The following is a 25,736-nucleotide window of genomic DNA, read 5'->3' on the forward strand; positions in this document are numbered from 1 at the left end:
TATTTAGATACCTTTAGTTCACATAGTGTCTTCTTCTTTTGACATAATACCTATCCTTGAGATGGTGATCTTCTGGCACCTTTTTCCTTATTTTGACATAATACTCATCCTATTTTTTCGGAGAAAACCTAGTGTTTGAACGTCCTCAAGGTGGCGAGCGAGCGGTATTGGTGCAACTGGCATTACCGGGTGTTGATGCAGATAAGGCATTGCAGGAATTTGAAGAGTTGGCTCTTTCGGCAAAAGCGGAAATTTTAGATTGTGTTTTAGGGACTCGCGCAACGCCTGATGCCAAGTATTATATTGGTAAGGGTAAAGCCGAAGAGATTGCACAGCTGGTTAAGGCGCTTGATGCAGAATTGGTTCTGGTCAACCATGAATTATCCCCATCACAAGAACGAAATCTGGAACGTTTATTTGAATGCCGGGTAGTCGATCGAAGTGGTTTGATTCTTGATATTTTTGCGCAGCGGGCACGCACGTTTGAAGGGAAACTGCAAGTCGAACTGGCGCAATTACAACACTTATCAACTCGGCTGATACGCGGTTGGACTCATTTGGAGCGACAAAAAGGGGGTATTGGTTTGCGAGGTCCTGGTGAAACCCAATTAGAAACTGACCGTCGCTTATTACGAGAACGCATTAAATACATTAACAAACGTTTGGAAAAAGTACGCAGCAGCCGCGATCAAAACCGCCAGGCCCGACGCAAGGCTTCTTTGCTTACCGTGTCTTTGGTAGGTTATACCAACGCCGGGAAATCGACTTTATTCAATACATTGACCGGGGAAAGCATTTACGTAGCCGATCAGTTGTTTGCTACCTTGGATCCGACCATGCGCCAGCTTAATTTACCCGGTTCTTCCGCGGTGATTTTAACCGATACAGTGGGATTTATTCGTGATTTACCACACCAGTTGGTAGAAGCCTTTCGCGCGACTTTAGAAGAGACTCAACAGGCGGATTTATTGCTGCATGTGATCGATATTTCTGATCCGCATTGGCGGGACAATGTGTTTTCCGTACAACAGGTTTTGGATGAGCTAGGAGTACATGATATCCCCATAATTCAGGTATTCAATAAAATTGATTTAAAGGAAGGCTGGGAGCCTAAAATTGATTATCAGGAAGGGAAATGTAAAGTATGGATTTCTGCCGCCGCAAATGTGGGGCTGGATTTGCTCAAAGAAGCAATAAGTACTCAATTGCATGGGGCGGTTCTTGAGGAAAATGTAGTACTCAAAGCAACTCAGGCAAAATTACGTGCGCAACTGTATGAGTTGGGCGCTGTTGTAAGCGAATCCCATAATGAAGAGGGGGATTGGCTATTGACGATCCGTCTTACTCAAGCCCAAAAACAACGTTTGTTTGCGACGGACAGCTCCGCATCATTGTAATCTGTTCGTAGCCTAGGTGCAGCGCAGCCCAGAGTTTAGAGATCTTATGCGTGTATCAAAATCCCCGGGTTTCGCTTTGCTGCATCCGGACTACATGCTTTAGGCTTTTTTTATCGCGGTATCCAGGGTTTTAATATCCTGGCCTCCATAGAGGGTATTAACGAGCTCTCCTTGTGGATTGATGATGAAGGTAACAGGCACACCAATAATATCACCTAATCCTAAGGCGAGTGCTGGGTCAGTAGCTAATGACGGATACAAGATATTGAATTTACGAATCAGTTTTTTTTGCTTATGTACTGGAAGCCCATCATAATTCACTGCGAATAATACCACAGGATCATTTTCGTGTTTTCGATAAAAATGATTTAACTCAGGAATTTCATCAATACAGGTCTTACACCAGCCTGCCCAGTAATTAATAAGCACCCACTTCCCTTTCAAAGATGAAAAAGAAATTGTATTGCCTTGAGTGTCTTTAAGTAGAACATCGGCCTGACACATGGCTGCAGTGGTCATTAACATCAATGCTGCAAATATGGATTTTATTTTTGAGTTCATAGTTATCTCATGCACTATTCAGAAGCTGCTTTATTTTATTGTAAGTGGGATTAGGAAAAAATATCTTTTTATACTATACCAAAAAATGCTCCTGAAATCGCATGGTTCTAATGAGTTTTGCCTGCATAGTAGACCCTTAATCAATGATTTAGGTATGATGACGGTATTTTAAAATATAATCGGGATCTCCATGGCCAAACTCTATTTTTATTTTGCAGCAATGAATGCAGGGAAAAGTACGGTTCTTCTGCAATCAAGTTATAACTATCGTGAACGCGGTATGAATACTTTACTATTTACGCCGGCGATAGATAATCGTTATCAGCATGGCATGGTCCATTCTCGCATTGGATTATCCGAACAGGCTTTGATTTTCAATCCAGAGGATGACCTGTATCAGCACGTCCTGGCGCAAGAAAAAAAATATGCGTGTATTTTGGTTGACGAAGCTCAATTTTTAACGCGAGCACAAGTGCATCAATTAACAGAAATAACGGATAAATTGGGTATTCCTGTTCTGGCATATGGGTTGCGTACGGATTTTCGCGGCGAACTATTTGAAGGCAGTCAATATCTTTTAGCTTGGGCCGATGAGTTGGTTGAACTCAAAACCATCTGTCATTGCGGGCGTAAAGCAACCATGATTTTACGCTTAAATGCTCAAGGTAATGTAATTACTGAGGGAGAGCAAGTTGTTATTGGCGGTAATGATATGTACTCCTCAACCTGTCGTCTGCATTTTAAACAGCGAGAACCAGGAGTCACTCGAGTGATAAAAGAACAAGTGACCGAGTATTGATAAAGTTTTCTTAGCGCCTCACTTTGTGCGGGCTAAGAAAAAAATTTTTACTCATGACTTAAAGTTTATGCTGCAAACTCTCGACAGTTGTGGCGACTAATTCTTTTGCCGGATTTGCTTCGATGAGATGCAGTGCATACTCAACGAGTTCTTCAGATCCTATAGGAATCTCTGCGGGAACATTCTGCAGGATCATGGTCTTATCTGAAGCTGAATATTTTCCCAGCGTTTCGAGATATTTATCTGAGCGCATCATCATAGAGGCATCGGCCAATGTTAAAACCCTAAAGCCATCTTTAGTCATTCCTAATTCTAGTGCTCGTGCATTCATTTTATCAAAATACTTAACAAACATTGAACCCTCTGCGGAGGTGGTTGATGCAATTTCAATGGACATTATTCGTTTGCGAAACAAGGGGTTTATAATGGTTGTGGTCTCTACGGTTTCTGCTTTCGTAAATCCGCTCAAAATACGCCCAGCACCTTGTACAAGTACTATACTTTGCAGATCCATATCAAACACAGGGCGCCAGTCATCTTCTTTTGTTGCGCCCAAGACTACGGTCGTTTCGTTATTTCCCTGAGCAAGATCGAATATATTTTCACCTCTGGTGTATTCTCCAGGTGCCTGTTGTGCATTGAGAATACTTTGATAATATTCAAACTGTTCCACATCGATATGTCGTGCTGTTTGTGGTCGAATATATACTGCGGGTAAGCACATCGATGCAATGGCTCCTTTGGCACTAATAAGCTGAAATCCTACCATGTATTCTTTGACGGTGTATGGATCCGGTGATGTTGAAAGCAATACACAGCTCTGCGGCTTGTGTATAAATTCAGCAATGTTTAAAGATAAAGGTCTTGTAGTGTATTTACCGGCTCCAAATTTTCCATAGGTCGCAATGCTTTCTACTTCAGCATGGCCTGCAATCCCGCGGTGAATTATATCCAATCCACTTGGCAAACTGTTTAGCATTTGATGATAATCTACGGTTGCTTTTTTAGTAAGCCCTTGATGCGCACCTTCGGTTGGTATATCTGTACGGGGTCTAAAAATCTTTCCTATGCTAGAAGATTTTGCTAAATGGTTTAAAACCACACAACGGCATGGGCTGACAGGGGGAAATCGAGTGACTCTGCCTAACATAACTTGGACCTCCGGGTTGTTTTTGGCCAAGCATAACCATTTTTAATTGAACTGCTTATTTTATAAGCATAGCACAGGGTAATTATTGTTCAAAAACGGGGCATGTATGCCTTGGCATGTTATGGAGGATAAAACTAGGAATGTGGTGCGAAAGGCCCATTTTGAGAGGAACAAATTTACCAAGATCGAATCATGGATTTTGAGCTATGCTATATTAGCAGAAGCAAATCAACGTTTTCGTTAGCTAACATGGAGTGTATTCATGAGCGAAATTAAAGTAGAGCGATTAATCAAAGGTATCCTGGTACGAGAAGGAGCTGGTGTAAAATTACATCGCTTTATTGGTATCGAGAGAAGCAATGATTTTGAGCCTCTTCTTTTACTGGATTATTTCAATAGCGCGGACCCGTTGGATTATATGGCTGGTTTTCCTGCTCACCCACATCGCGGTTTTGAGACAATTACTTATTTACTCGATGGCAGTATTACTCATGAAGATAATAAAGGGCATAAAGGAGTTATCGCCGCAGGCGATGTTCAATGGATGACTGCCGGGAAAGGGATTATTCACTCAGAAATGCCCTCGGCTAATGGTAAATTACATGGCTTGCAGTTGTGGTTAAATTTACCTGCCGCAGAGAAAATGGTTGCTCCCTTTTACCAAGAAATGCAAAGCGCCCAATTACCAGTGGAAACAAATGACTCTGGGGCGCGAATTAAGGTCATTGCAGGCAAGACCGACAATGGAACCAATTCGCCAATTACCGGTATTGCTACCCAACCGTTGTTGTTTGATATTATTTTGCCGCCTGGTGCCAGTATGCAACAACACATTCCCAATGATTATCAAGCGATTCTTCTGGTGATTTCTGGAACCGTGCGTATCGGTGAGCAATCAGTACAACACGATACTTTGGCAAAGCTTGGCGACGGAGATGTTTTGCTTTTGAAAGGAGAGACAACAAGCCAATGTATTCTAATTGCTGCGGCCAGACTCCATGAGCCTATAACCCGACATGGGCCATTTGTAATGAATACCCAGGAAGAAATAATACAAGCCTTGGACGATTTTCGTAGCGGTAGATTCTAAAGCGTTTGCCTGATGCACGAACCTATGTAATGAAGTTCACTAAAATTGGTCTAAAATTGAATTAATGGAAGTGAACTAAATACGTGAATAGGAGTAGAGCCTGTGCACCCAAGAAAGGAGCAATTTGCCAAAGAGATCTACAGGATTGTAGATCATTACTGCGAACAAAATCGTCATAGTAAATACAGAGCAAATTCAGCTATTCCTCTAGTTTTGGGCATTTCAGATATGGATGCTCAGAAATTGATTAATAAAATCCTGATTGCATTGCCAGATTGCTTCTTTTATTTGGCAAAACCAGAACGTATCAGCGAGATGGTGAATTTTATTGCACAACAATATTTGCTGTTCCAGGCACAAGAAAACATTAATGACGAGCTGTTTCCCAGTTTGCTTATTAATTTTGTTAATAATTTAGTCGAAGATATTATGCTTCGTTATTACTCATATGCATGACCAGGTGATTTATGACTAAAGAAGAGATAATTCAGGGAACAGGTTTAAGCCGCGAAGATCTGGATGTTCTGGTTTTGCTTGAGAGCGTAATTCAGGCAGATACACAGGGGCAAGGTGTTGAGTTAGCCGCTACAGAAGAAAACAATATTATCGCTTTTTTAGAAAAAGCTATTGGTAATATGCAGTTAAACAAACAACTCCTGGAGCTAGGAAAATTAGCGCAACACGATACAGGAATCGGTTTTTCCGTGATTAATATGATGAGAAATGTTACTTTTAAATCAAGACATTGGCATGAAATTCATGCAGACGATCGTCATCAATTAACATTATCTCAATTAGGAGCTTTATCTGATTTAGCCTCCCTTACTCGTGATTTAGTTGCTTTTGAACGTGCAGGTTTAATTAGAGAAAACTCCTCTTTAGCTGAACTGTATCATGATGCCCAACAGGCGTTAAAAGAAGGTTTTTCCAAAGATCTTGATGTTTCTTCCAAGGCTATGGATTTTGAAATTAAAGCAACACAAGGTGCACCCATGTTTCACCACACAAATTATCAAAAGGATGAGTTTGTTTTGTCAGAATTTCTCTATAGTGAGGAATATAAGATTAAACTGGATAAGTTGATTGAACATGATGAAACAAAAGAATTTTTAAAGAAGCATTTAGGTGATGACTGGTTACAGCAGTTGGAGCATAAATTTGGAGTAATCCAACGCGAAATCCATGATGCACAATTAATAGGCCCTATTTATCATGGAATGAGTCATCAGGATGCTACGGCCCAAGAGCAATTTCAAGCGGAAGACAAAAGTCCGGCGACTCTTATATGTTCTCCATTTGTAGGTATTTCTACTATGGCGGCTATTCAAGAGTTAAATATTCAGGTGACGCAGGAGTTGAAAAATAAAGGGGTGCAGGAAATTCCATCTCCTTTACTGCAATTGCCGGTTAATGAAAAACTGGATGCATTATCTCCTGCTCATTTTATCAATGCCTTGGATAAGTGTAGGGCATTAGAGCGATTACCTGGACAAGCAACTATTATGATGAAAGAACGCTTGAGTGGTGCTAAAAGCGAAGGGGAAGAAGTGCATCAGACAAATCGACCTAAATAGGGTGGATAGGAATAATAAGAGTCCTCTCTCCCACAAGCGGGAGAGAGGAGTTGGAAGGCCTCAACCTTCTGTGGGAGGGGGCTAGAGATGAGGGTTACTTAAGCCATGTGGCCAAAAGCGATACCATCGTTTCTCTTGCAGCTCTTAATGCGTCGGAATCAAGCGAGGAAGGGCTATGCAAGTCATCGCAATGGGCGGCTCCTTGAATCAGCTGATAGGTCAATTTGGGATTAATTGCATTTCCATTTTTTTCGGCTAAAGAAAGAGTAGACCAGGGATCGTTTTCTCCATTAGTAAAATAAATGTTTGAAGTTAGAATATCCATTAAAGGAGTGTATAAAGTGGTATTGAGTTCTGTGGTGTTGGCCGGTTGGGTTAAACCAAACAAACGTTGGCATACATGGTGATGGTAATCCAGATTAATTAATGAAGATCGGGTAGAAAGAGCGGCGTCAGGATGGGCATTTTGCCAATAGCCATACTCTTTGCATGATTGATAATACCACTGACGCATGCCTAAGCCATCTTTATAATCACTGGGGTTTTCGCTCATGGCGCCCTGCGCTGTCATTTCTACCGCACTGACATGCATGTCTTTATATAATTTTTTGGCAAACTCAGCATAACCTTGAAGTGGAGTTGGACTTGCAGATAAGCTGCTGCAAAAAGCATCGCGCATCCCGTATTGTACTGCCGCAGCGCCGGTATCTGCGATCAAGTATAAAAAATCAACAGGATCATCAATGGCAGATGCATCGAATAAAGCTTTCATTTGGGCCCATTTGGCCGCATCGTTTAAACTGGCCTCCACTTCACCGACTGCCTCTCGCATTTGGTTGGCGCATTGCGAACCTGCGACTTGAGTCACATGGGCATCATACTCAATAAAGTCTTCTTTAGCCATTACTGGTGCAGATGAAGCTAAGGCACCGACCACTAAATAAGGAAATTTTAAACGATAATAAGCTGATAAAGAGCCAGGGTAAGAGCCTCCAAATGCGACCCATTTCCCAGTCCAGTTTTTCTCATGAGTTATATGGCGTTGAAAGTAAGCCAAATCATCTAAAGCGGCTTCTGTGGTTAAAAAACGTAAGTTTTTGGTAGATAATGAATTAAAAGGCAGGCTTTCACCATAGTATCGATGTTCTAGCGCAATCAGTTTGGCATGAAATTTTTGTGCATAATTTCTGATGGCACCATTTAGTGCGCGTTTAGTACAAGCAGCTTCACCGCAAATATAAAAGAACACAGGGGATTCATCTGTTGGGCCATATGTTTCGTCTATATAGTAACGTTGAGAAAAAGTTCCCTTGGTCGGAGCATTATGATCAATCAGTTGCTTGAAATAGGCGAGCTGAATGGATTTTTCAGCAACTAAAGGAATTCTTTCTGCTTGCTTTTGTTGCACGTAACGCTCCACAATTCCTGCCTGAGCTGCAGAAAACGAAGTGCAGAGACTAAGTAAAATTAGGGTACATTTTTTTGTAAACATCATATGCATTATCCTTAATGAGATATAAATTCCGTTCATTTAGGTGAACTTAAAGTGGCTATTTAATTGCCTTAGATGATTTTAATGCCCACCATATACAGAGGCTGTATTTTTTGCAAGAGGAATAGAGATGATTTTGTTCCCTAAAAATGAACGAGTTATTTTGCTAAGTCCGTTTAATATTAAATAATATTTGAACAATTTACTTGGATATTGTCTATTTTCATGCCATCATGATGGCATTGTGAATGTTTTGAGTGATTTTTATGTTAAAAAAAATTCTTAGCTTTACTTTGGCTTTTATTACTTATGATGCTTTTGCAGTAACCGAGTTGGATTTGTATCAAGCTCCATTAAGTAGTCTGAACCAATTTTCAATGAAGCAACAAGCAAAAATAAGTGCACGCACAGCAGCCCCTACCGCAGAAAAAAATACATTGCAACAAGTAAGTCAAACTCAGGAGCACTCAAAAACAATCATGCGGTATCAACAAATATATCGAGGAATCCCGGTTGTTGGTGCACAAGTTATGATTACTAAAGAGGACTCACAAGTAAATGGACATTTACTTAACGACATTCAGCTGAATACACAACCTACGCTGACAACGAAACAAGCTATTGATTTGGCTAAAAAATCCTGGTTCAGCTTTAATTCTCAAGCACCTATTTATGATGAGTTGAGTGAGTTGCAAATTAGAGCAAGCCAAAATAATGAATTGAAACTGGTTTATCAGGTTTCATTTAAAACAACTCAAACTGATAACAAACCCGCGTGGCCATTTTTTATTATCGATGCACAAAGTGGCGAAATCACCAAACAGTGGAATAACATAAAAAATTTCATGGATATTGGCCCAGGTGGTAATGAAAAAGTGCATGAATATTGGTATGGACGAGATGGATTGCCTTACCTGGAAGTAACCCAAAATGGCAGTCAATGCGTGATGAATACTGCTAAAGTAAAGTTGGTAAATCTGGCATCTGCCTGGGACTGGAATGATCTTTTGAGCACTCCATTTCAATATCCTTGTAGCAAAAATACAGAAGAAAATATTAATGGAGCTTTTTCGCCAACCAACGATGCCTATTATTTTGGCCAGACTATAGTAGATATGTATAAAGAATGGTATGGCGTTAATGCGCTGCAAGATACCAATGGAGCACCAATGCAGCTGGTCATGCGTGTCCATTTTGGACAACATTATGACAATGCGTTTTGGGATGGACAATTCATGTCTTTTGGCGATGGCGAAGACTTTTATCCTTTAGTGTCTCTTGATGTTGCGGGTCATGAAGTAACGCATGGCTTTACTGAGCAACATTCAGGTCTTGAGTACCATGATCAGTCAGGTGCTCTTAACGAATCGTTGTCTGATATGGCGGGACAAGCAGCGCGAGCTTATCTGTTGGAACAGTACCCCAAACTTTATAATAAACTTTATCTGGATCCGAATATCGTAACCTGGGGTATTGGTGAGACCATTGTTCGCGATTCATTTGGTAAAGCTTTGCGCTTTATGGATTTTCCTTCCTCTGATGGCAGTTCGGCTGATTGTTTGGATAAAAGTTTAGCTCAAAGCCAGGGAGCCTATTGCGCAATCAGTTATCCTGAATTAGTTGCCTATGCAAAATCACATATATCTAATCCACAAGAAAGACAAAGCTTTATTGTTCATACGGCAAGTGGTGTGTTTAATAAGGCATTTTATTTATTGGCTAAGAATATAGGTATTAAACAGGCATATCAGACGATGATAATTGCCAACAGTAAATACTGGACTCCTACGACGAACTTTATTCAAGGTGCGTGCGGTGTGCTGTATGCTGCAAAAGATTTGCGCATTGACTCACAAATGGTTAAATCAGTGTTTGGCCAAGTAGGTGTGAGTACCACCAGTTGTATGGCCAATTAAATCCTTATTTTTCCCCCGCCTCGGACGAGAGTTTGCTTGCTCGGGGTGGGCGAAGTGCTTCACCTGGGTTTATGCAGCTTAAGAACCGATCAACTGCTCAAATAAATCGAGCAAATGTGTTCCATTTCTGTCCTTGGGTAATTCATAAAGCATTTTTTTTGCTCTACATGTTGTTTCCCGATCAACATAATTAGTATATAATTATCAAGTTTTTAACTTTAACTTTAAGTTTAATATTTTAATGGTCATCTTTTTTATTACTTTAAGCATCTTGATATTAAGCCTGCTTTGTGTTGCTGTGATGGTGTTTAAGCTCTCTCGTCAGCCAGCCGAACCTTTATCTTTGATGCAATATTTGAAATTAAGCATAAGCGGTGTAATTGCTTTTATTGCCGATACGTTAGGCGTTGGTAGTTTTGCTGTTAATGTGGCTTTGGCAAAATTGACGGGCACTTTCCGTGATGATGAAATGCCGGCAGTAAATAATGGCGCACAAGTTATTCCAGGAGCGATCGAATCTTTATTTTTTATGAGTTTTATTGATGTTGATTTGACTACTCTGCTCACTTTAGTCATGGGTACTTGTGTCGGTGGTTTACTCGGTGGTTTTGTTGTAAGTCACTTAAGTAAGCAAGCGATTCGTCTGGCGATGGTTTGTTGTTTTGCCCTGATTATCATGCTGTTAGTTTCTCATCAATTCCGCCTGTTGCCTGTTGGTGGCGAATTAACTGAATTGAATTCATGGAAATTAGTTATCGGCTTTTTAGCAATGGTGGTTTGTGGTGCTTTAACTTCAGTGGGAATCGGTTTATTTGTTATGGTCCAAGGTGTCCTGTTTTTAATGAATATTTCGCCTGTAGTCGCGTTCCCAATTATGACTACCGCGGGAGCTATGCAGCAGCCATTAACTACTTTGGTATTCTTAAAACACGATAAAATCCCGCTAAAGAAAACCATGATTCTAAGCCTTTCAGGTTGCCTAGGTGTCCTTATTACTATCCCCATTTTTATGCAATTAACTATTACCTGGTTGCATTTACTCTTATTATTCATTCTTATTTATAATTTCTTTGCCGTAGGGCGCTCGTATTTACGTTCCAGACCCAGCAAAAATTATGAACAAACTCCAACGCCTGCTTCCCTTGTAATAGCAGAATAATAGCTAATAGTTCACGCGCTCATTTTGTGAGCGTGTGAAGTATAGTATGATTAGCTAATTTTAAAATAAACAGTATACGCTATGGATGAACCAGTCAGTAAATCGCAGAAAAAACGAGATGCCGATTTTTTGCAGAAAATGGGTGTAAAATTAATCGACTTGAGTTTATCCAAACTTGAGTTGCTTCCACTTCCCGAAAATCTATACAAAGCAATTATCGATGCAAAATCAATTAGAAGTCATGGGGCCAAAAGAAGACAAGCCCAATTAATCGGAAAATTAATGCGCGCAGCGGAGCATGAAGAAATTTTGGCAGCATATGAGCGTTTGCTTGAAGAAGACAGCGCTGTAACTGCCTCATTTCATGAGATTGAACTTTGGCGCGATCGCTTGATCAATGAAGGTAAAGAAGCATTAACTGCGTTTATTGAAGCCTATCATCCAGAAGATGTTCAGCATTTAAGACAATTAATTAAAAAAGCAGTTGATGATCAACAGAAAGAAAAAAATACAGGCGCTGCCAAAGCATTATTCCGCTATTTGAGGTCGACCATAGAATGAACTATTCTTTATTCATAAGCTGTCCACGTGGACTTGAATATTTACTGGAAGAAGAAGTAAAGTCCTTGGGCCTAGTGGTTACGCGCGTCAGTCCACAAGGAGTTTACGGAGAGGCCAACATATTGACGGTATATAAATTATGCCTCTGGTCAAGAATAGCTAATCGTGTGCAATTAATTCTTTTTAGTGGGTATGCAGGCAATGAGCAGTCATTGCATCAACTATGCACCCAATTTCATTGGCAAACCGTTTTTTCTCATGATAAAACCATTGCGATAGAATTCCATGGAGCATCTGAACACATTCGCAATACAATGTTTGGTGCGCAGGTAGTTAAAGATGGAATCGTAGATCATTTCCGTAGATTAGATCGCACGCGTCCTACAGTCGATAAAGAAAAACCGCAAATTCTGATTCATGCCTATTTAAAAAATGATGTGGTCACTGTGAGCTTTGATCTCACTGGATATAGCTTGCATCAAAGAGGATATCGTCAAAAGGCAGGTGCAGCCCCTATAAAAGAAAATGTGGCCGCTGCGTTACTTATGCGCGCCAAATGGCCAGAATTAGCGGCTAAAGGTTATGCGTTGCATGACCCTTTTTGTGGAGCCGGTACTCTGGTTATTGAGGCTGCAATGATGGCCGCGCATATTGCTCCTGGGTTATTGCGTCAGGATCAGTCCTTGCAATATTGGGCCCAACATCAATCTTCATTATGGGAAAAATTGCGGGTAGACGCTTTGCAACACGTTAAATCGCTGCCTCTAACTTTATTAGGAACTGATGCAGATCACAAAATAATTGCTATAGCCCGTGCAAATGCTGAGCGCGCGGGTGTCGCTCCATTGGTTCATTTTAAACCCCAAGCTTTGAATGAGGTTAAAGCTCCCGCAACAAGAGGATTAGTCATATGCAATCCCCCTTATGGGGAGCGCCTCAGTGATGTGACGCATTTAGTTCCTCTCTATCAGCAGCTAGGCAAGATTTTGCATGCGCAATATCAAGGTTGGCAGGCAGCTGTTTTGACCTCTAACCCTGTTTTAGGTAAAGCCCTGGGATTGCGTGCAAGCAAACAATACACGATATACAACGGTGCACTGGAGTGTAAGCTATATTGCCTGGACATTCATGCGACTAATGAGCTTAAAGGGAGCATGAGCAATAACCTATCTGAAAGCGCACAGATGTTTTTTAATCGACTGGAAAAAAATTACCGCCATTTACAAAAATGGGCCAAGAACAACCATATCTCTTGTTATCGAGTGTATGATGCGGATTTGCCTGAATATGCATATGCCATTGATATTTATAACGATTATGTAGTCCTCCAGGAGTATGCTGCTCCCTCGAGTATTCCTACCCATAAAGCTGAAAAGCGAAGTTTAGAAGTGATGCAGGTTACCCCCAGAGTATTAGGATTGGAACCCGATAAATTGGTAGTAAAACAACGCAAACAACAAAAAGGCAGCGAGCAATACCAAAAGCTGGGGCAAAGTCGAAAAACTATGATTGTCACAGAAGGTCCTGCTAAGTTAAAAGTGAATTTATATGATTATCTGGACACAGGTTTATTTCTCGATCATCGCTTAATGCGTTTAAGTTTCGGTAAATTAAAGCCAGGAACACGATTTCTCAACTGTTTTTGTTATACTGCCAGCGCCAGCGTTCATGCGGCTTTAGCCGGAGCTCTGACCACCAATGTTGATTTGTCCAATACTTATTTGCATTGGGCTGAAGAAAATTTCAAATTAAATCATCTTGATTTATCAAAGCACCAGTTTGTGCAGGATGATTGCCGAGAATGGATGAGAGTTGCTCGCGATCGATTTGATGTTATTTTTTTAGATCCGCCCAGTTTTTCCAACTCCAAGCGGATGACAGACACTTTGGATATTCAACGGGATCATGTTTCTTTAGTAAATTCTGCTATGCGTTTGCTTAATCCCAATGGCGTTTTATATTTTTCTACCAATTTACGCCAATTTAAATTGGACGCTCAAATTAAAGAAAAATATTCAGTACACGACATTAGTGCGCAGACTATAGATCAAGATTTTAAACGAAATCAAAAAATTCATCATTGCTTTAAAATAATGATGCCTCAATTTGCCAGCACTTAAGCAAGGGGGTTGTGTACAGGGAGTACGAATGAGAAAGTCAACAGACAGGAAAAAAAGATTATTAACCCCGGCTAATGTTTACCAACATATGGTACGTAATGCTTTTTTTGGGTTTTTAATGACAGCACTGGCCCTTTTTATAGGGATGTTGGGATATCATCATTTGGAGAAGATGTCCTGGGTTGATTCATTCATGAATGCTTCCATGATTCTTTCCGGGATGGGGCCTGCGTCCAATTTGATAACGATTCCTGGAAAAGTCTTTGCAGGATGCTATGCATTGTTTAGTGGCTTGGCGTTTATTGCAATTATGGTGATCATTCTTTCCCCCCTGATTCATCAGTTTTTTCGTAAAATTCATTTAGAAAGCAAAACGATCTATTCTGATGATCAGGAATAAAATGAGCAAACGAATTAGAGGGTGTTTTTTTCTACACCGTAGATTTGATCTTTTAAAGACTGCATGAATCCAGCCATGAAAAAGAGCTCTGCCACCAGGAATAACGGTGCGATTAGCGCTTGACTCACATTATCCATAAATGCTGGTTTTTTGCCTTCGAGATAATGACCATAAAATTGTAACCCCCAGCCTACAATAAAAAAGAAGACAAACGACCAGACGCTTAATGTTGTTGGACCATCTTGGCTAAACCAGTTTGCAATCAATAACAGGATAAGCATAATTGGAGTAAGTGCCAAAGCTAATTGCCAGTGTAGGCGGAAGTAATAAATTAAGGCAATTAATGTAGCTAAGCAGGCAAGATTTGTTGCAAAAACACCTGGCACAATAATTTTTACAAAACCTAACAAAATCATTACTGATAAAATAATTATCGGAACCCCCGCCATATGCGTATAACGTGTTTTGATGTTTTGATGATACTCGGCATAAAACTGTGCTTGTTCAATAAAAGAGTTCATTTTAAAAATATTCAAATTGAGTTTTCTAAAACATAGCACATTCTCTGAAAAAAAGCAGTTTTGCTTCACCCAGGTATATTTACCTACTTATCAAAAGTGTATGCTCCCACAAGATAAAGAACATTTCCATTGGTTGAGGAACCAGGAATGTAAGCGGCTTTTATGGAAAGTTTTTTATAAAATACGCCTGCCCATGGAACGGCTCCTGGGAACGGAATGTTGTGCATGATATCAGGGCGTGATGTAACTAAGACAGAAACACCCAATCCTGCTTTAAAATGTTGCGTTAATTTTGCAACTTTCAAATAGGCATACCCCACCGTTGGTTCAACATTACGATGGGAGTCAAGGAAGGCAATAGCATAAAGACCATGCCAATTTCCCTTTTCATCAAAAAAACCTTTGCCAAATCCACCGCCCCATGCGAGTTCGTTGTATTTTTTTTCGCGGAGTAGCTCAGCCGGATAAGTAAAGCGGTTATGCCATGCATAACCTGAGAAATAAAGCTCTTTGTTGCCTTCAGTCCATGTTTGATGTAAGCGATAACAAAGAGGCTTAAATATAGGAAGCCAATATTTACATCCTTTGGGCTCTTCGGTTTTAAACGCAGCGATGTCTTGCTTCTTTTCATCATTCTGTGTTGGTGCATTGGCACCAGATGTGTTAGTTATTTTGGATGAAGGGGTAGATGAAATTGCAGAGGATCTGTTACTGTAAGTATTCAAAGAAAACAATATTAATAGACCAATAATGATCATTCGTAAGGTTGTTTTTTTCATTTAACTTTAAACCTATGGGGGATCCAAACTACAATTTAATTTTATGATCTAGCGTTCATATCATTAATTTGGCAGCTTTTTTGCTTATAAATAAATAGAACTGTGACGTTTCAAATCGTGAGCATACCATGGACTTGTTTCGTAAAAAAGAGATCAGTGCATCATTTGAAGGAGAATCCCATCTTGTTAAATGCCTTACTGCTTTTGATCTGACCTTTTTGGGTATTGGCGCCATTATAGGTGCAGGTATTTTTATTTTGACAGGGGTTGTTGCTGCATTAGATGCGGGCCCTGCAGTGATTTTTTCCTATGTATTGGCTGGTGTTGCTTGTGTCTTCGCTGCTTTATCTTATGCAGAACTGGCTGCATCTATTGGTGGATGTGGCAGTGCTTACGGTTATGCTTATGCAGGTTTTGGAGAGTTAATTGCATGGATTGTTGGTTGGGACTTGTTATTGGAATACGCCATTTCTGTTTCAGCCGTGTCTGTTGGATGGAGTGGTTATGCCAATGATTTTTTGATGGTTTTAAAAATAAATCTCCCCAAAGTGCTCTTGCATGGCCCAACGGAGGGGGGTATTTTTAATTTATTAGCGTGTGTCATTATTGCAATTTTAACCGCATTATTAATTTGGGGGGTCAAATCAAGTTCCCGAGTCAATAATATTATGGTGATGATCAAGCTTATTGTTATTTTTCTTTTTATTGTGATTGCCTCGAGGGAGGTTTATCCACCTAATTGGTCACCCTTTTTACCTTTTGGATGGCATGGAGTAATTAAAGGGGCATCGTTAATATTTTTTGCTTATATTGGATTTGACGCAGTATCAACAGCCGCTGAAGAAGCGATCAATCCACAACGTGACTTACCTATAGGAATAATCGGCTCATTATTTATTTGTACGGTTTTATATATTATTGTTTCAGGATTATTAACGGGTATTGCACACTACAGCACACTCAATGTTGCCTCTCCTATAAGCCATGCTTTATTGGTTTTAGGCTATAAAACCGTGGCCAGCTTTATCAGTGTTGGAGCAATAGCCGGATTGACTACCGTAATGTTAGTATTATTTTATGGCTTGACACGAGTTATGTTTGCAATGACACGCGATGGCCTATTACCGAAGGTTTTTGCGCAAACCAATCACTATACTCATACCCCCATACGTGTGATTTTACTATGCGGTGTTTTAATGGCGTCACTTGCGGCCTTTGCTCCAATACATGTTTTAGCCGAGTTAGTGAATGTCGGTACTCTATTTGCGTTTTTCATTGTCTGTGCGGGGGTACTTTATTTACATTATAAACATCCAACATTGCATCGGCCGTTCAGAACCCCGGGAATGCCTTATGTCCCTGTTTTAGGGATGCTCAGTTGTTTTTATTTAATTATTCATTTACCGCTGGTGACCCTTCTTCGCTTTGTGATTTGGATGGCTATTGGAATGGTTATTTATTTTGCCTTTGGTTATTCTAATAGTGCTTTGGCGAAAAAATCTAATTCCTTAGAGTAATTCCATAAAAATAGAGCAAATTTGCTTTGTAATGAGGCCACAGAATAGCCCGGGATAGGTTTAATTTGTAGAAACAGCTATTTCCAAAGCTAAAGCTTGAATGTCTGTGATGATATGTTGGTGGCAAATCTAGATGTGGCTTAATGCCAATGCCGCTGAAATTATTGCAGCTGCAGGCATTGTAATAACCCAGGAAAAGAAAATTCTTTTAATAACGCGCCAATGCGTTCCTGCAACTCCATTAATTAAGCCAACCCCGGTAATTGCTCCGGTGACGGTATAGGTGGTTGAGACTGGAATGCCGCATTGAGTTGCAATAAACAGTGAAACCGCTGCTCCCGTTTCAGCAGCCGAGCCTTTCATCGGGTCAAGTTTGGTGATTTTAGTTCCCATCGTATGTACAATCCGCCATCCTCCGGCCAAGGTTCCAAGACTAATTGCTGCCTGACATGAAATAATCACCCAACATGGGACATAAAAAGGACCTTCAATCCATGCGGATGAAAACAGGATTATGGAAATGATACCCATCGTTTTTTGTCCATCATTGCTGCCGTGGGTTAAGCTTAGGAGGGCAGAGGAGCACAATTGAAATCCTTTGAATAATTTAAATTTAGGGTTATTTCTACTGTGTAAAAATTTCTGAAAAAGATAAGTAATAAGCAGGGCAATCAATAATCCAAATGCCGGTGAAATAAAAATTCCGCCAATAACTTTAGCAAATCCTGACATTTTAAGTGATGAAAAACCGCCTTTGGCAATAGCAGCACCTGCTAATCCACCGATAAGCGCATGTGATGAGCTTGATGGCAGTCCATAATACCAAGTAACAAGATTCCAGAATATGGCACCTATCAAGGTGGCTAAAATAAAATGAGCATCAACAAAATCAGACTCAATCAGGCCACTACCAATAGTTTTTGCCACCGTAAGATTAAATACTAAAAATGAGATGAAATTGAAAAAAGCAGCCCACATTACGGCTTGCTTGGGGGTTAAAACTTTAGTGGTAACAATAGTGGCTATAGAGTTTGCGGCGTCATGAAACCCATTGATAAAGTCAAAGATATAGGCAACCAAAATAACAAAAAGTGTAAATAAAATGGCTGAGTCCATAGCAATAGCTCCTTGTGCCATAGCTTTATAGCCTAAGCGAAACGTCGCCAACGCAGGATAGTGTAGCCTGATTGCAATCTTAGGCTATGATGTTCAATCCTCAATTTCGTATTGGTTCTGTTTCGTCAGACTACTATACATAGTAACTACTTTTAGTCATTAATTTAGATACAACACGCATCAATTGTTTCACAATATAAGGAAGTTCTATAGCTCCAGCGTTCAACGCTGTGGTTGCATGTTGCTCTTCATCTTCTTTCATTTTAAAGAGAATCGCCTGCGATTTTTTATCTTTTGCAGGCAATTGCTGCAAATGATGCTGCAAATGAGCAGAGACTTGGCGCTCAGTTTCTGCAACAAACCCCAAACTGACTTTATCACCAACGAAACCTGCCAACGCACCTAATATAATTGAGCCACCATACCAGAAAGGATTTAACAGGCTTGGTTTTGAACCCAGCTCAGTCAATCGTTCTTCACACCAAGCGAGATGATCTATTTCTTCGGCTGCAGCATCACTCATTTGCTTTTTAATATGGGTCAATTGCGCTGTTAACGCTTGACCTTGATAAAGTGCTTGTGCACAGACCTCTCCAGCATGATTGACGCGCATGAGCCCGGCTACATGTTTTTTTTCTTTTATAGAAAGATCGATGTCAGTAAGTGATTGTGCAGGGGATGGCCGAGTACTCGTCCGTTGTGCTGGGGGAAATAAAGTACGTAACGCATTATCGACTTCGGTGATGAGTGTATCCAGCGTGCTCATAGGAAATGGGTATCTTGTAATCAAGGAGTATAGTCTATAGTACCGCTAATATTATCATGTTTGAAGCCATTGTCAGTATTTTGTGCTTTCCTTTTTGGGGGCTGTATTGGAGAGGGATAGCTTGACCCTAAATCTTCCCATGCATCTTCAAGCGCAGGTCTTTTATTGGGTGGTAGATAAGCTCTGACATTACACCCTCCTTTAGGCACTTCAATGTTGACTTCATGGTGCTTTACAGGTTGGTTTTCTTGAGGATAAATGGTTTCTTTGCCTAGCAGATGCAGGGCACCTAAAAGTGATGTTCCGGTAATCAATGAAAGCATTGCCCCTGTAGCTGCGGGAATTGAGACACTGATTAAAGAAAACAGTTGGACAAAAGGATAGGCTAAAGTACTCAGCATGGAAAGCGCTCCAGGCCCCATAGAGGGCATAAGCGCTGCCGCGATGGGTGGGGCAAAGAACGCTAGAGCAGCTATTGCCCCACCAATAAAGCATACGGACGCTAATGCACTGAGATATCCTAAAGCAGGATGAACTTTTTGCGCCTCCTTAAAGCTAACTATGGGCGAAGTCATGGTGCGAATCAGATAATACGCCCCTTTAAATAATCCTTGCAGTCCCATCGTTGCAAGCAGTAAGACACTACGTATGCTTTGGGTGAGCCAATTAGTTGGCGCCCAAGAAAGGATCCTATTTTTTAAAAAGGAAGATGTTTCACTAAGAAAATTAAGTGGAAACTCAGTGGCAAGAGACAATAAATTGGTTAATGGGGCGGTAATAAATTTTAAGGTAAGAAAATAGGCTATTTTTGAGCCTTTCGGATCGGATGGCCAACCCAGAAAGTAATGACCAAAATGATACTGACTTCTTAACTCCTGGTCAGTGAGAGTCAAAAAGGTATCTTGCCAAGCCTTCTTCCAAAAGGAAAGAAGAGACACATCGGGGACTTTGGGTGCGTTTTGTCTAAGAAGTTTTTTTGCTGAGTCGGTTATAGGATCTCGCAAAGCATCTAATAGTTCTATTGGACTAGGATCCTGATCCTGCTTAAGAAAATCAGCTAAAATTTCGATGAGACTTCCTGTATGATAACCGCAAGTAAATTCATCAAAAAAAGATTGAGTCCCAAAAGCATAATAGGTAGCAGACTTGACTCGGTCGGAACCTAAATGCGTTAAATCGACAGGTTGCTCTGGGCTTGCGAATGGATTTAATGAATGGAATGCAGCGCCAAGGATTCCTAAAATGGTATTTTTTGAGGGGGCGGTCGAAAAGAAGCGTTCAGGATTGCTGAACTTGGAATCATAGACTCTAGCCTGGCCTCCTTTAGGCGGAAGATGCATGGTGACGATATGTGGTTCGGTAGCGCCCTGGCCTTCGACTCCCAAAAGGACATGCACTTGGGGTGGTAATTTTTTTCCAAGATCATCCAGGAATACTTTAAGTGATTGAACAGGTATTGGATTATGCACAATAACCACGTTCCCTCGTTGCTCCCAAGTGTAGTCTAATGGGTTGAGAGTAGCCCTACCTCCTATAAATAAGTACGGAAAGACCATGTTGCTGAGTGAGAAAAAGCCAGTCATAATACTCTTGAGTTGGGTTGGTCTGTTTAAGTGTAGATTGATTAATATTAACTCATTGTTAAGCGGTTTGTCAATTTTGCTTTGATTTTTTGGTGCCGCTTGAGACGGGACTATTGTTGAAGCCAATCTTGGATCACGGCAACTGTTTCATGATGGACTTTGAGCAGTTGTTGGTAAAGCGCTTGAGGATATAGTTCGGGATTCTGTTGAAAATGTTGTTCCAGGACTTCACATGTATGGCGCATGCGAAGGGTGCCACAATAAAGCGCGCTGCTTTTCATTTTATGGGTTAGCTTATTCAGTTCAACCAAATCTTGCTTTTCCCAAGCCTGGGCTGTTTTGATTAAATCCTTGGTGTTTTCTTCGATAAGAAGATGCAGTATCTTTTTGAGAGCGCCCTCTGAACCTAGATTATTTATACCTTCAGCACTATCAAACAAGGGATAGTCATTAAACTGCAGAATTGATTCTGGCTGTGCGGCTAAATTAGGAGATGGAAAATGGGGATTGCTATAGCGAATCAATAGCTCCTGCAACAAATTGGTGCGCAGAGGTTTCGTGATTACTTGATTCATTCCGGATTGTAGGCATTCTTTTTCAACATCAGCTATTGCATGAGCTGTCAAACCAATGATCGGGGTGGGTGATTGGTTATGGCTTTGTTCATACTGACGAAATTTTTTTGCTAATTGTATTCCACTAGTATCAGGTAGACCAATATCACTTAATATCCAATCAAAAGTATGCGATTGAAACAGTTCCAACGCTTTGCTACCTGTTGCGGCGGATAAGAATCGGATACCAGCTTGTTGTAAGAGGTTTTCTATCATCGTTAAAGCAATTGCATTATCTTCAATAAGCAACACAAGAGGAGAATGATTTAATACTTCAGAGCTCATTATGTTTTGAGGGGGCTCGGGAGGAGCCAGCTCTTGAAGCGTGAGTGGTTTTTCTGCGCTCTGCACTGGAATTGTTAGCGTGAAAGTGGTCCCGGCATGGATTGCAGAGTCAACACGTATCTTGCCTTTTAAAAGCTGGGTGTAACGCTTTACTATATGTAATCCTACGCCATGGCCTGAGTAAATACCTTGAGATGAAGGTGTTGCCCGATAAAAGCGTTTGAAGATTTTGTCTTTATCTTTAGGTCTAATTCCCGGACCAGTATCTTTAACAAAAAATTCAAGTACTGTTTTGCCATGATGTGATTTGGGCCTGACTCCAATTTCAATAAAACCTTTTTCCGTAAATTTAACTGCATTACCTAAAAGATTTAATAAAATTCGATGCAGTTTTACAGTATCTGTAGCTATCCATTCGGGAGTATCGCAGGCAATGCTAATTAATAAATCCAATTTTTTCAAAGTGATGGTTGGACGCTCCAGATCGGCAATGCTGTGTATTAAATCACGAACATTACATAAGGATTCATTGATTACGTTCTCTTGCTGGCTACCCGAAGCAATGATATCGAGAACCCCATTAAGTAATGCTAAGAGCTGTTCTCCGCTTATGTTGATCATGTGTGCATGTTCTTTGTCTCGGGAGTTTTGAGCTTCTTGTTCAAGAATGCTGGAGATTCCGATAATTCCACTTAAAGGAGTGCGAATGTCATGACTCATATTGCGGATGAATTCATCTTTGGCATAGTTCGCCGCTTCTGCTTTTTCTTTCGCTCTTTTGAGCTCGGATTCGATTTTCTTTAGATGAGTAATATCAATGGTATTACCAAGAATGCCAATAATATTCCCTGATTTATCCAGCAAAGGTCGTTTAGTCGAAAGTAAAATTACCTCTTCGCCTGATGGTAAAAGAGTTCTCTCTTCTCGCGACAGTTCAACATTCTTTTCAATCACTTCAAGGTCATTTGCTCGATAAATATCGGCTGTTTGTTTGCCGAATATCTCATAATCTGTTTTGCCAAGAATTTCATTTTCATCGCATTTATTGATGAATTTCATATGATGAAGACTTTGGACACATCGTTGATTCATTCCAGACCATACACCGTTTAAATCTTTCCAGTAGACATCTCCAGGCACGGCATCAAGCAGATTTTTTAATTGGGCATATTGTGCTTCCAGATTATCGATTTTATTTTGTAAGGCGTCTAAATCAGCAATTAAGTTAGCCGTGTTGGAAGTTTCTTTTTTTGCCATTTTATTCCGTGATAAATTTAAATTTTAAGCCAGCGTATTTTTAGAGTGTCCAAATCTAAAAAAACATGAATTATCCTGTATTTTAGGGCTTGGTCAATCGTCTCTATGGACACAAAAACCAAAGAAGTGCCCATATATTTTTAAGCATAGCATAGATATATGATCTCTAACTTCCTATTAATATAGGATTTTTATTGAATTTATTGTTCTTAAAATAGATACCATGTTTTATTTGCATTCTGTTATAATAAGCAAAATTGAATATCCGGTAATACCATGCTCACTCCCGATGGACATTGTGCGAATAAAATTGAAAAAGTAATGCTGTTGGCATTATGGGCAAATACTTTAAGAGACGAAATTCAAGCACAAGGTTTATCCGAAACAAAAAAATTAATCTTTGCGGGTCTTGGGAAGCCCACCTATCCTATTAATTCACATACGATTGCATCTTATCTTGCATATTGGCAAAAATTAGACGATTTAACCAATAAATGGAAAGTAGACCCTCACTTGGTTGAAGAGGATATTGCTATTGATTATGGCGATCCTCGCGGTGATTATGCGCCACGAGAGTTAATGGCCGATATCATGTCTCGCTGGTATGGGACAGAAGTTAGAGCACACAACGTATTATTTACTGTAGGAGGTATTGGCGCTTTAAGAGTATTATTTGAAACCTTTAATACTCATTATGAAGATGTTCCGGGATATCGAATTATTACCCCTTTTCCTTATTACAGCGCCTATTCCAATAACCCATCGCATTGTTTGCATCCTATTCATGTAATGGATGAGCCTGGATATAAACTGACAGCACGTGCAACAGAACAAAGCATTAAGGAGGCTTATTCCCTTGCTGAAATGGATCACGGTTGGCCAAAGGCTATATTAATTTGTAATCCATCAAATCCCTTGGGAAACATTATTGACGAAGATGAGTTAAGAAAAATTGCCGATGTTTTGCGTCAGTATCCTGATTTGTACATCATTTTTGACGAAGCTTATACTGAAATGAGCTTTTCAGATATGCCTTCTTTCTTAAAAATTGCTCCCGACCTTAAAGAACGAGTGATCGTCTTGCGTTCAGCAACAAAGGCTTTGTCTGCAGCCGGTGAGCGCATGGCAGTGCTTTTGGTGTTTGAATCAAGTTTGATGAATGAAATGCTCAATAAAAATATAAGCTACTTCATTCATGCACCGCGTTCAGCGCAAGCGGCTTATGCACAAACTATGGCGAATTTTGGAACTGAGGAAAAAAATAATATAGCCGCATTCTATAAGAAAAAGGTCGATTATGTGGTTGCACGCTTAAAAGCGATGGGCGCGGCAATGCCTGACCCTTTATACCAGGTAGAGGCCACATTTTATGTTCTTGCTGACTTTAGTGATATGTTTGGTCTGCCTTTGCCCAATGATGCGGCTCGCGTTTTACAGCGGTCGGGTTTAGTGAAGACGGATGAGGAGTTGGCCTATTATTTATTGTTTGAAGATAATTTGATGATTACTCCATTATCTTATTTTGGGTTGTCAAAACAGGATGGTTTTATGCGCATCACGTGTAGTGGTCGCGAAAATGAACTGCAGGACCTGATGGATAGACTGGAGAGAAGGTTATTTCAATCACGAAAAAATAAAAGAGATTTTCTTTTAGAACAAATCAATCACATGCTTCCTGAATTAGCGAAAATTGATACCCATCTGTTTGATCTTATTTGTCAAAAACTGCAAGCAGGAAATGCGGAAGAAGATACCTGTTTGAATTTAAAGTCAAAAAATCAAGTTATAGCAAAAATTTATGATACGATTGTTGATTTTTTTGAAATGATGAAGCAAGAAGCTTAGCCCGTATACCAGAAGCAATCACTTCGCTGCATACAGGCTAATAAAATGATCGTGGATGTTGCTTAATTGCGAATAAATTGATTGATCGTAAGAGTTAATCGATTAACTAATTCATCGATTTCGTCTTCATTGATAATCAATGGAGGTAATAGTCGTACCACAGTATCCGCGGTAATGTTAAAGAGTATACCATTGGCTAAGCCAAGCAAACGCATGTCATTTGCAGGTCGGTCTAACTCAATTCCTATCATATATCCTTTACCACGAATCGCCTTAACACCGGGGTGCTCACCCAGATTTTTAATTAATTTTTCCATTAACAGCGGACTATTTTTTGTTACTTTTTCACAAATTTTGTCACGCTCCAAAACTTCCAATACCGTTAAAGCAGTGGCGCAAGCAAGCGGATTACCTCCAAAAGTTGAGCCATGATTGCCTGGTTTAAATAAATCTTTTGCTTTTTTACTCATCAGGCAGGCGCCTATGGGAACACCATTACCTAAACCTTTGGCTGTAGTTAGAATATCTGGTTGAATATCATAGTGCATGCAGGTAAAAAGTTTGCCTGTGCGGCCATTTCCGGTTTGGATTTCATCCAAAACAAGCATCCAATCATGTTGTTCGCAAAGCTTTGCTAAGGAGCGAAGATAACTTTCTTCTGCTGCATGAATTCCACCCTCGCCCTGAATTGGTTCGAGCATCACTGCAACAACATCTTCTCTATTTGCTGCAATAGTATGAATGGCATCCAAATCATTAAAAGGAGCACGAATAAAACCAGGTACCAAGGGTTCAAATCCGGCTTGCACTTTTCGACTTCCTGATGCGGTTAATGTTGCCATTGTGCGACCATGGAAGGCTCGTTCCATAACAATAATTGAAGGTGTCTCTATTCCCTTTTTATGACCATAAAGGCGGGTCAATTTAATTGCCGCTTCATTGGCTTCAGCACCTGAATTAGCGAAAAAAACCTGCTCCATACCGGCCATAGTTGTAAGTTTTTCGGCAAGTAATTCTTGTTGTTTGATGTGAAAGGTGTTCGAAGTATGGATTAGCTTGGCTGCTTGTTGCTGGATGGTCTTAGTTACATCAGGATGAGAATGTCCTAATCCGCAAACTGCTATCCCACTTAAAGCGTCAAGATAGGCCTTGCCTTGTTCGTCATACAACCAAACTCCTTCTCCATGGGTGAAAGTTATTGGCATAGGATTGTAACTGGTAATTAAAGCCATAA

22 protein-coding genes are annotated in these 25,736 nt (G+C 40.3%); 12 read left to right on the plus strand and 10 right to left on the minus strand.

The window, feature by feature from the left end:
• The first annotated feature begins 131 nt into the window (after positions 1–131).
• Positions 132–1,397 carry a ribosome rescue GTPase HflX gene (gene hflX / locus BW930_RS05685; protein WP_058469276.1) on the plus strand — a complete coding sequence of 422 codons (1,266 nt, stop codon included), beginning with the start codon at positions 132–134 and terminating at the stop codon, positions 1,395–1,397.
• A gap of 99 nt (positions 1,398–1,496) precedes the next feature.
• On the opposite strand, the gene BW930_RS05690 is transcribed toward hflX, so the two are convergent.
• Positions 1,497–1,958, minus strand: coding sequence for a TlpA disulfide reductase family protein (locus BW930_RS05690; RefSeq protein WP_058469275.1), 462 nt, complete (start codon positions 1,956–1,958; stop codon positions 1,497–1,499).
• A 190-nt stretch (positions 1,959–2,148) separates the two neighbouring features.
• Here BW930_RS05690 and BW930_RS05695 point away from each other — a divergent pair, with 190 nt between their 5' ends.
• Positions 2,149–2,757 carry a thymidine kinase gene (locus tag BW930_RS05695; protein WP_058469274.1) on the plus strand — a complete coding sequence of 203 codons (609 nt, stop codon included), beginning with the start codon at positions 2,149–2,151 and terminating at the stop codon, positions 2,755–2,757.
• A gap of 58 nt (positions 2,758–2,815) precedes the next feature.
• On the opposite strand, the gene BW930_RS05700 is transcribed toward BW930_RS05695, so the two are convergent.
• Positions 2,816–3,907 carry a hypothetical protein gene (locus BW930_RS05700; RefSeq protein WP_058469273.1) on the minus strand — a complete coding sequence of 364 codons (1,092 nt, stop codon included), beginning with the start codon at positions 3,905–3,907 and terminating at the stop codon, positions 2,816–2,818.
• Between the two features lie 262 nt (positions 3,908–4,169).
• On the opposite strand from BW930_RS05700, the gene BW930_RS05705 reads away from it, so the two are divergent.
• The 3 genes from BW930_RS05705 (at position 4,170) to BW930_RS05715 (ending at position 6,571) form a co-directional block, all read left to right on the plus strand.
• Positions 4,170–4,997 (plus strand): pirin family protein, encoded by an 828-nt coding sequence (locus tag BW930_RS05705; protein WP_058469272.1) that lies wholly within the window; start codon positions 4,170–4,172, stop codon positions 4,995–4,997.
• A gap of 102 nt (positions 4,998–5,099) precedes the next feature.
• The gene (locus BW930_RS05710) at positions 5,100–5,453 is read left to right on the plus strand and encodes a hypothetical protein (RefSeq protein ID WP_058469271.1); all 354 of its coding nucleotides are present in this window, start codon (positions 5,100–5,102) and stop codon (positions 5,451–5,453) included.
• Between the two features lie 11 nt (positions 5,454–5,464).
• Positions 5,465–6,571 (plus strand): hypothetical protein, encoded by a 1,107-nt coding sequence (locus BW930_RS05715; protein WP_064276642.1) that lies wholly within the window; start codon positions 5,465–5,467, stop codon positions 6,569–6,571.
• Between the two features lie 94 nt (positions 6,572–6,665).
• On the opposite strand, the gene BW930_RS05720 is transcribed toward BW930_RS05715, so the two are convergent.
• Entirely contained in the window at positions 6,666–8,066 is a 1,401-nt protein-coding gene (locus BW930_RS05720; protein ID WP_172461574.1) for a S28 family serine protease, read from the minus strand.
• 263 nt (positions 8,067–8,329) lie between these two features.
• Here BW930_RS05720 and BW930_RS05725 point away from each other — a divergent pair, with 263 nt between their 5' ends.
• The 5 genes from BW930_RS05725 to BW930_RS05745 all read left to right on the plus strand — a co-directional run bounded on the left by BW930_RS05725 (position 8,330) and on the right by BW930_RS05745 (position 14,219).
• Complete coding sequence (locus BW930_RS05725; protein WP_058469270.1) at positions 8,330–9,979, plus strand: M4 family metallopeptidase; 1,650 nt, start codon at positions 8,330–8,332, stop codon at positions 9,977–9,979.
• Positions 9,980–10,220: 241 nt separating this feature from the next.
• A complete protein-coding gene (locus tag BW930_RS05730) occupies positions 10,221–11,138 on the plus strand; it encodes a sulfite exporter TauE/SafE family protein (RefSeq protein WP_058469268.1) in 918 nt (305 codons plus the stop codon).
• A gap of 81 nt (positions 11,139–11,219) precedes the next feature.
• Complete coding sequence (gene yjgA, locus BW930_RS05735) at positions 11,220–11,699, plus strand: ribosome biogenesis factor YjgA (RefSeq protein WP_058469267.1); 480 nt, start codon at positions 11,220–11,222, stop codon at positions 11,697–11,699.
• A complete protein-coding gene (rlmKL, locus tag BW930_RS05740) occupies positions 11,696–13,819 on the plus strand; it encodes a bifunctional 23S rRNA (guanine(2069)-N(7))-methyltransferase RlmK/23S rRNA (guanine(2445)-N(2))-methyltransferase RlmL (protein ID WP_058469266.1) in 2,124 nt (707 codons plus the stop codon). The genes yjgA and rlmKL overlap by 4 nt, the downstream gene beginning before the upstream one ends.
• A 28-nt stretch (positions 13,820–13,847) precedes the next feature.
• Positions 13,848–14,219 carry a hypothetical protein gene (locus BW930_RS05745; RefSeq protein WP_058469265.1) on the plus strand — a complete coding sequence of 124 codons (372 nt, stop codon included), beginning with the start codon at positions 13,848–13,850 and terminating at the stop codon, positions 14,217–14,219.
• A gap of 14 nt (positions 14,220–14,233) precedes the next feature.
• Here BW930_RS05745 and BW930_RS05750 read toward each other — a convergent pair whose 3' ends face one another.
• Together BW930_RS05750 and pagP are read right to left on the minus strand one after the other, a co-directional pair.
• Positions 14,234–14,740: an Mpo1 family 2-hydroxy fatty acid dioxygenase gene (locus BW930_RS05750; protein WP_058469399.1), complete on the minus strand. Its 507-nt coding sequence runs from the start codon at positions 14,738–14,740 to the stop codon at positions 14,234–14,236.
• An 83-nt stretch (positions 14,741–14,823) separates the two neighbouring features.
• On the minus strand, positions 14,824–15,519 hold the full coding sequence (gene pagP, locus BW930_RS05755; RefSeq protein WP_058469264.1) for a lipid IV(A) palmitoyltransferase PagP: 696 nt from the start codon (positions 15,517–15,519) through the stop codon (positions 14,824–14,826).
• A 128-nt stretch (positions 15,520–15,647) separates the two neighbouring features.
• Here pagP and BW930_RS05760 point away from each other — a divergent pair, with 128 nt between their 5' ends.
• Positions 15,648–17,036, plus strand: coding sequence for an amino acid permease (locus tag BW930_RS05760; protein WP_058469263.1), 1,389 nt, complete (start codon positions 15,648–15,650; stop codon positions 17,034–17,036).
• 129 nt (positions 17,037–17,165) lie between these two features.
• Here BW930_RS05760 and BW930_RS05765 read toward each other — a convergent pair whose 3' ends face one another.
• The 4 genes from BW930_RS05765 to BW930_RS05780 all read right to left on the minus strand — a co-directional run bounded on the left by BW930_RS05765 (position 17,166) and on the right by BW930_RS05780 (position 22,657).
• Positions 17,166–18,152: an inorganic phosphate transporter gene (locus tag BW930_RS05765; RefSeq protein ID WP_058469262.1), complete on the minus strand. Its 987-nt coding sequence runs from the start codon at positions 18,150–18,152 to the stop codon at positions 17,166–17,168.
• Between the two features lie 133 nt (positions 18,153–18,285).
• Complete coding sequence (gene coq7, locus BW930_RS05770; protein ID WP_058469261.1) at positions 18,286–18,918, minus strand: 2-polyprenyl-3-methyl-6-methoxy-1,4-benzoquinone monooxygenase; 633 nt, start codon at positions 18,916–18,918, stop codon at positions 18,286–18,288.
• Between the two features lie 20 nt (positions 18,919–18,938).
• Positions 18,939–20,387, minus strand: coding sequence for a hypothetical protein (locus BW930_RS05775; protein ID WP_131756814.1), 1,449 nt, complete (start codon positions 20,385–20,387; stop codon positions 18,939–18,941).
• A 224-nt stretch (positions 20,388–20,611) separates the two neighbouring features.
• A complete protein-coding gene (locus BW930_RS05780; RefSeq protein WP_058469259.1) occupies positions 20,612–22,657 on the minus strand; it encodes an ATP-binding protein in 2,046 nt (681 codons plus the stop codon).
• Positions 22,658–22,933: 276 nt separating this feature from the next.
• On the opposite strand from BW930_RS05780, the gene BW930_RS05785 reads away from it, so the two are divergent.
• Positions 22,934–24,502 (plus strand): pyridoxal phosphate-dependent aminotransferase, encoded by a 1,569-nt coding sequence (locus tag BW930_RS05785; protein ID WP_058469258.1) that lies wholly within the window; start codon positions 22,934–22,936, stop codon positions 24,500–24,502.
• A 62-nt stretch (positions 24,503–24,564) separates the two neighbouring features.
• Here the strand turns inward: BW930_RS05785 and BW930_RS05790 are convergent, their stop codons facing one another.
• The gene (locus tag BW930_RS05790) at positions 24,565–25,734 is read right to left on the minus strand and encodes an aspartate aminotransferase family protein (RefSeq protein ID WP_058469257.1); all 1,170 of its coding nucleotides are present in this window, start codon (positions 25,732–25,734) and stop codon (positions 24,565–24,567) included.
• Between the last annotated feature and the right edge of the window lie 2 nt (positions 25,735–25,736).

The organism is Fluoribacter gormanii (assembly GCF_900156395.1).
Taxonomy (GTDB): Bacteria; Pseudomonadota; Gammaproteobacteria; order Legionellales; family Legionellaceae; genus Legionella; species Legionella gormanii.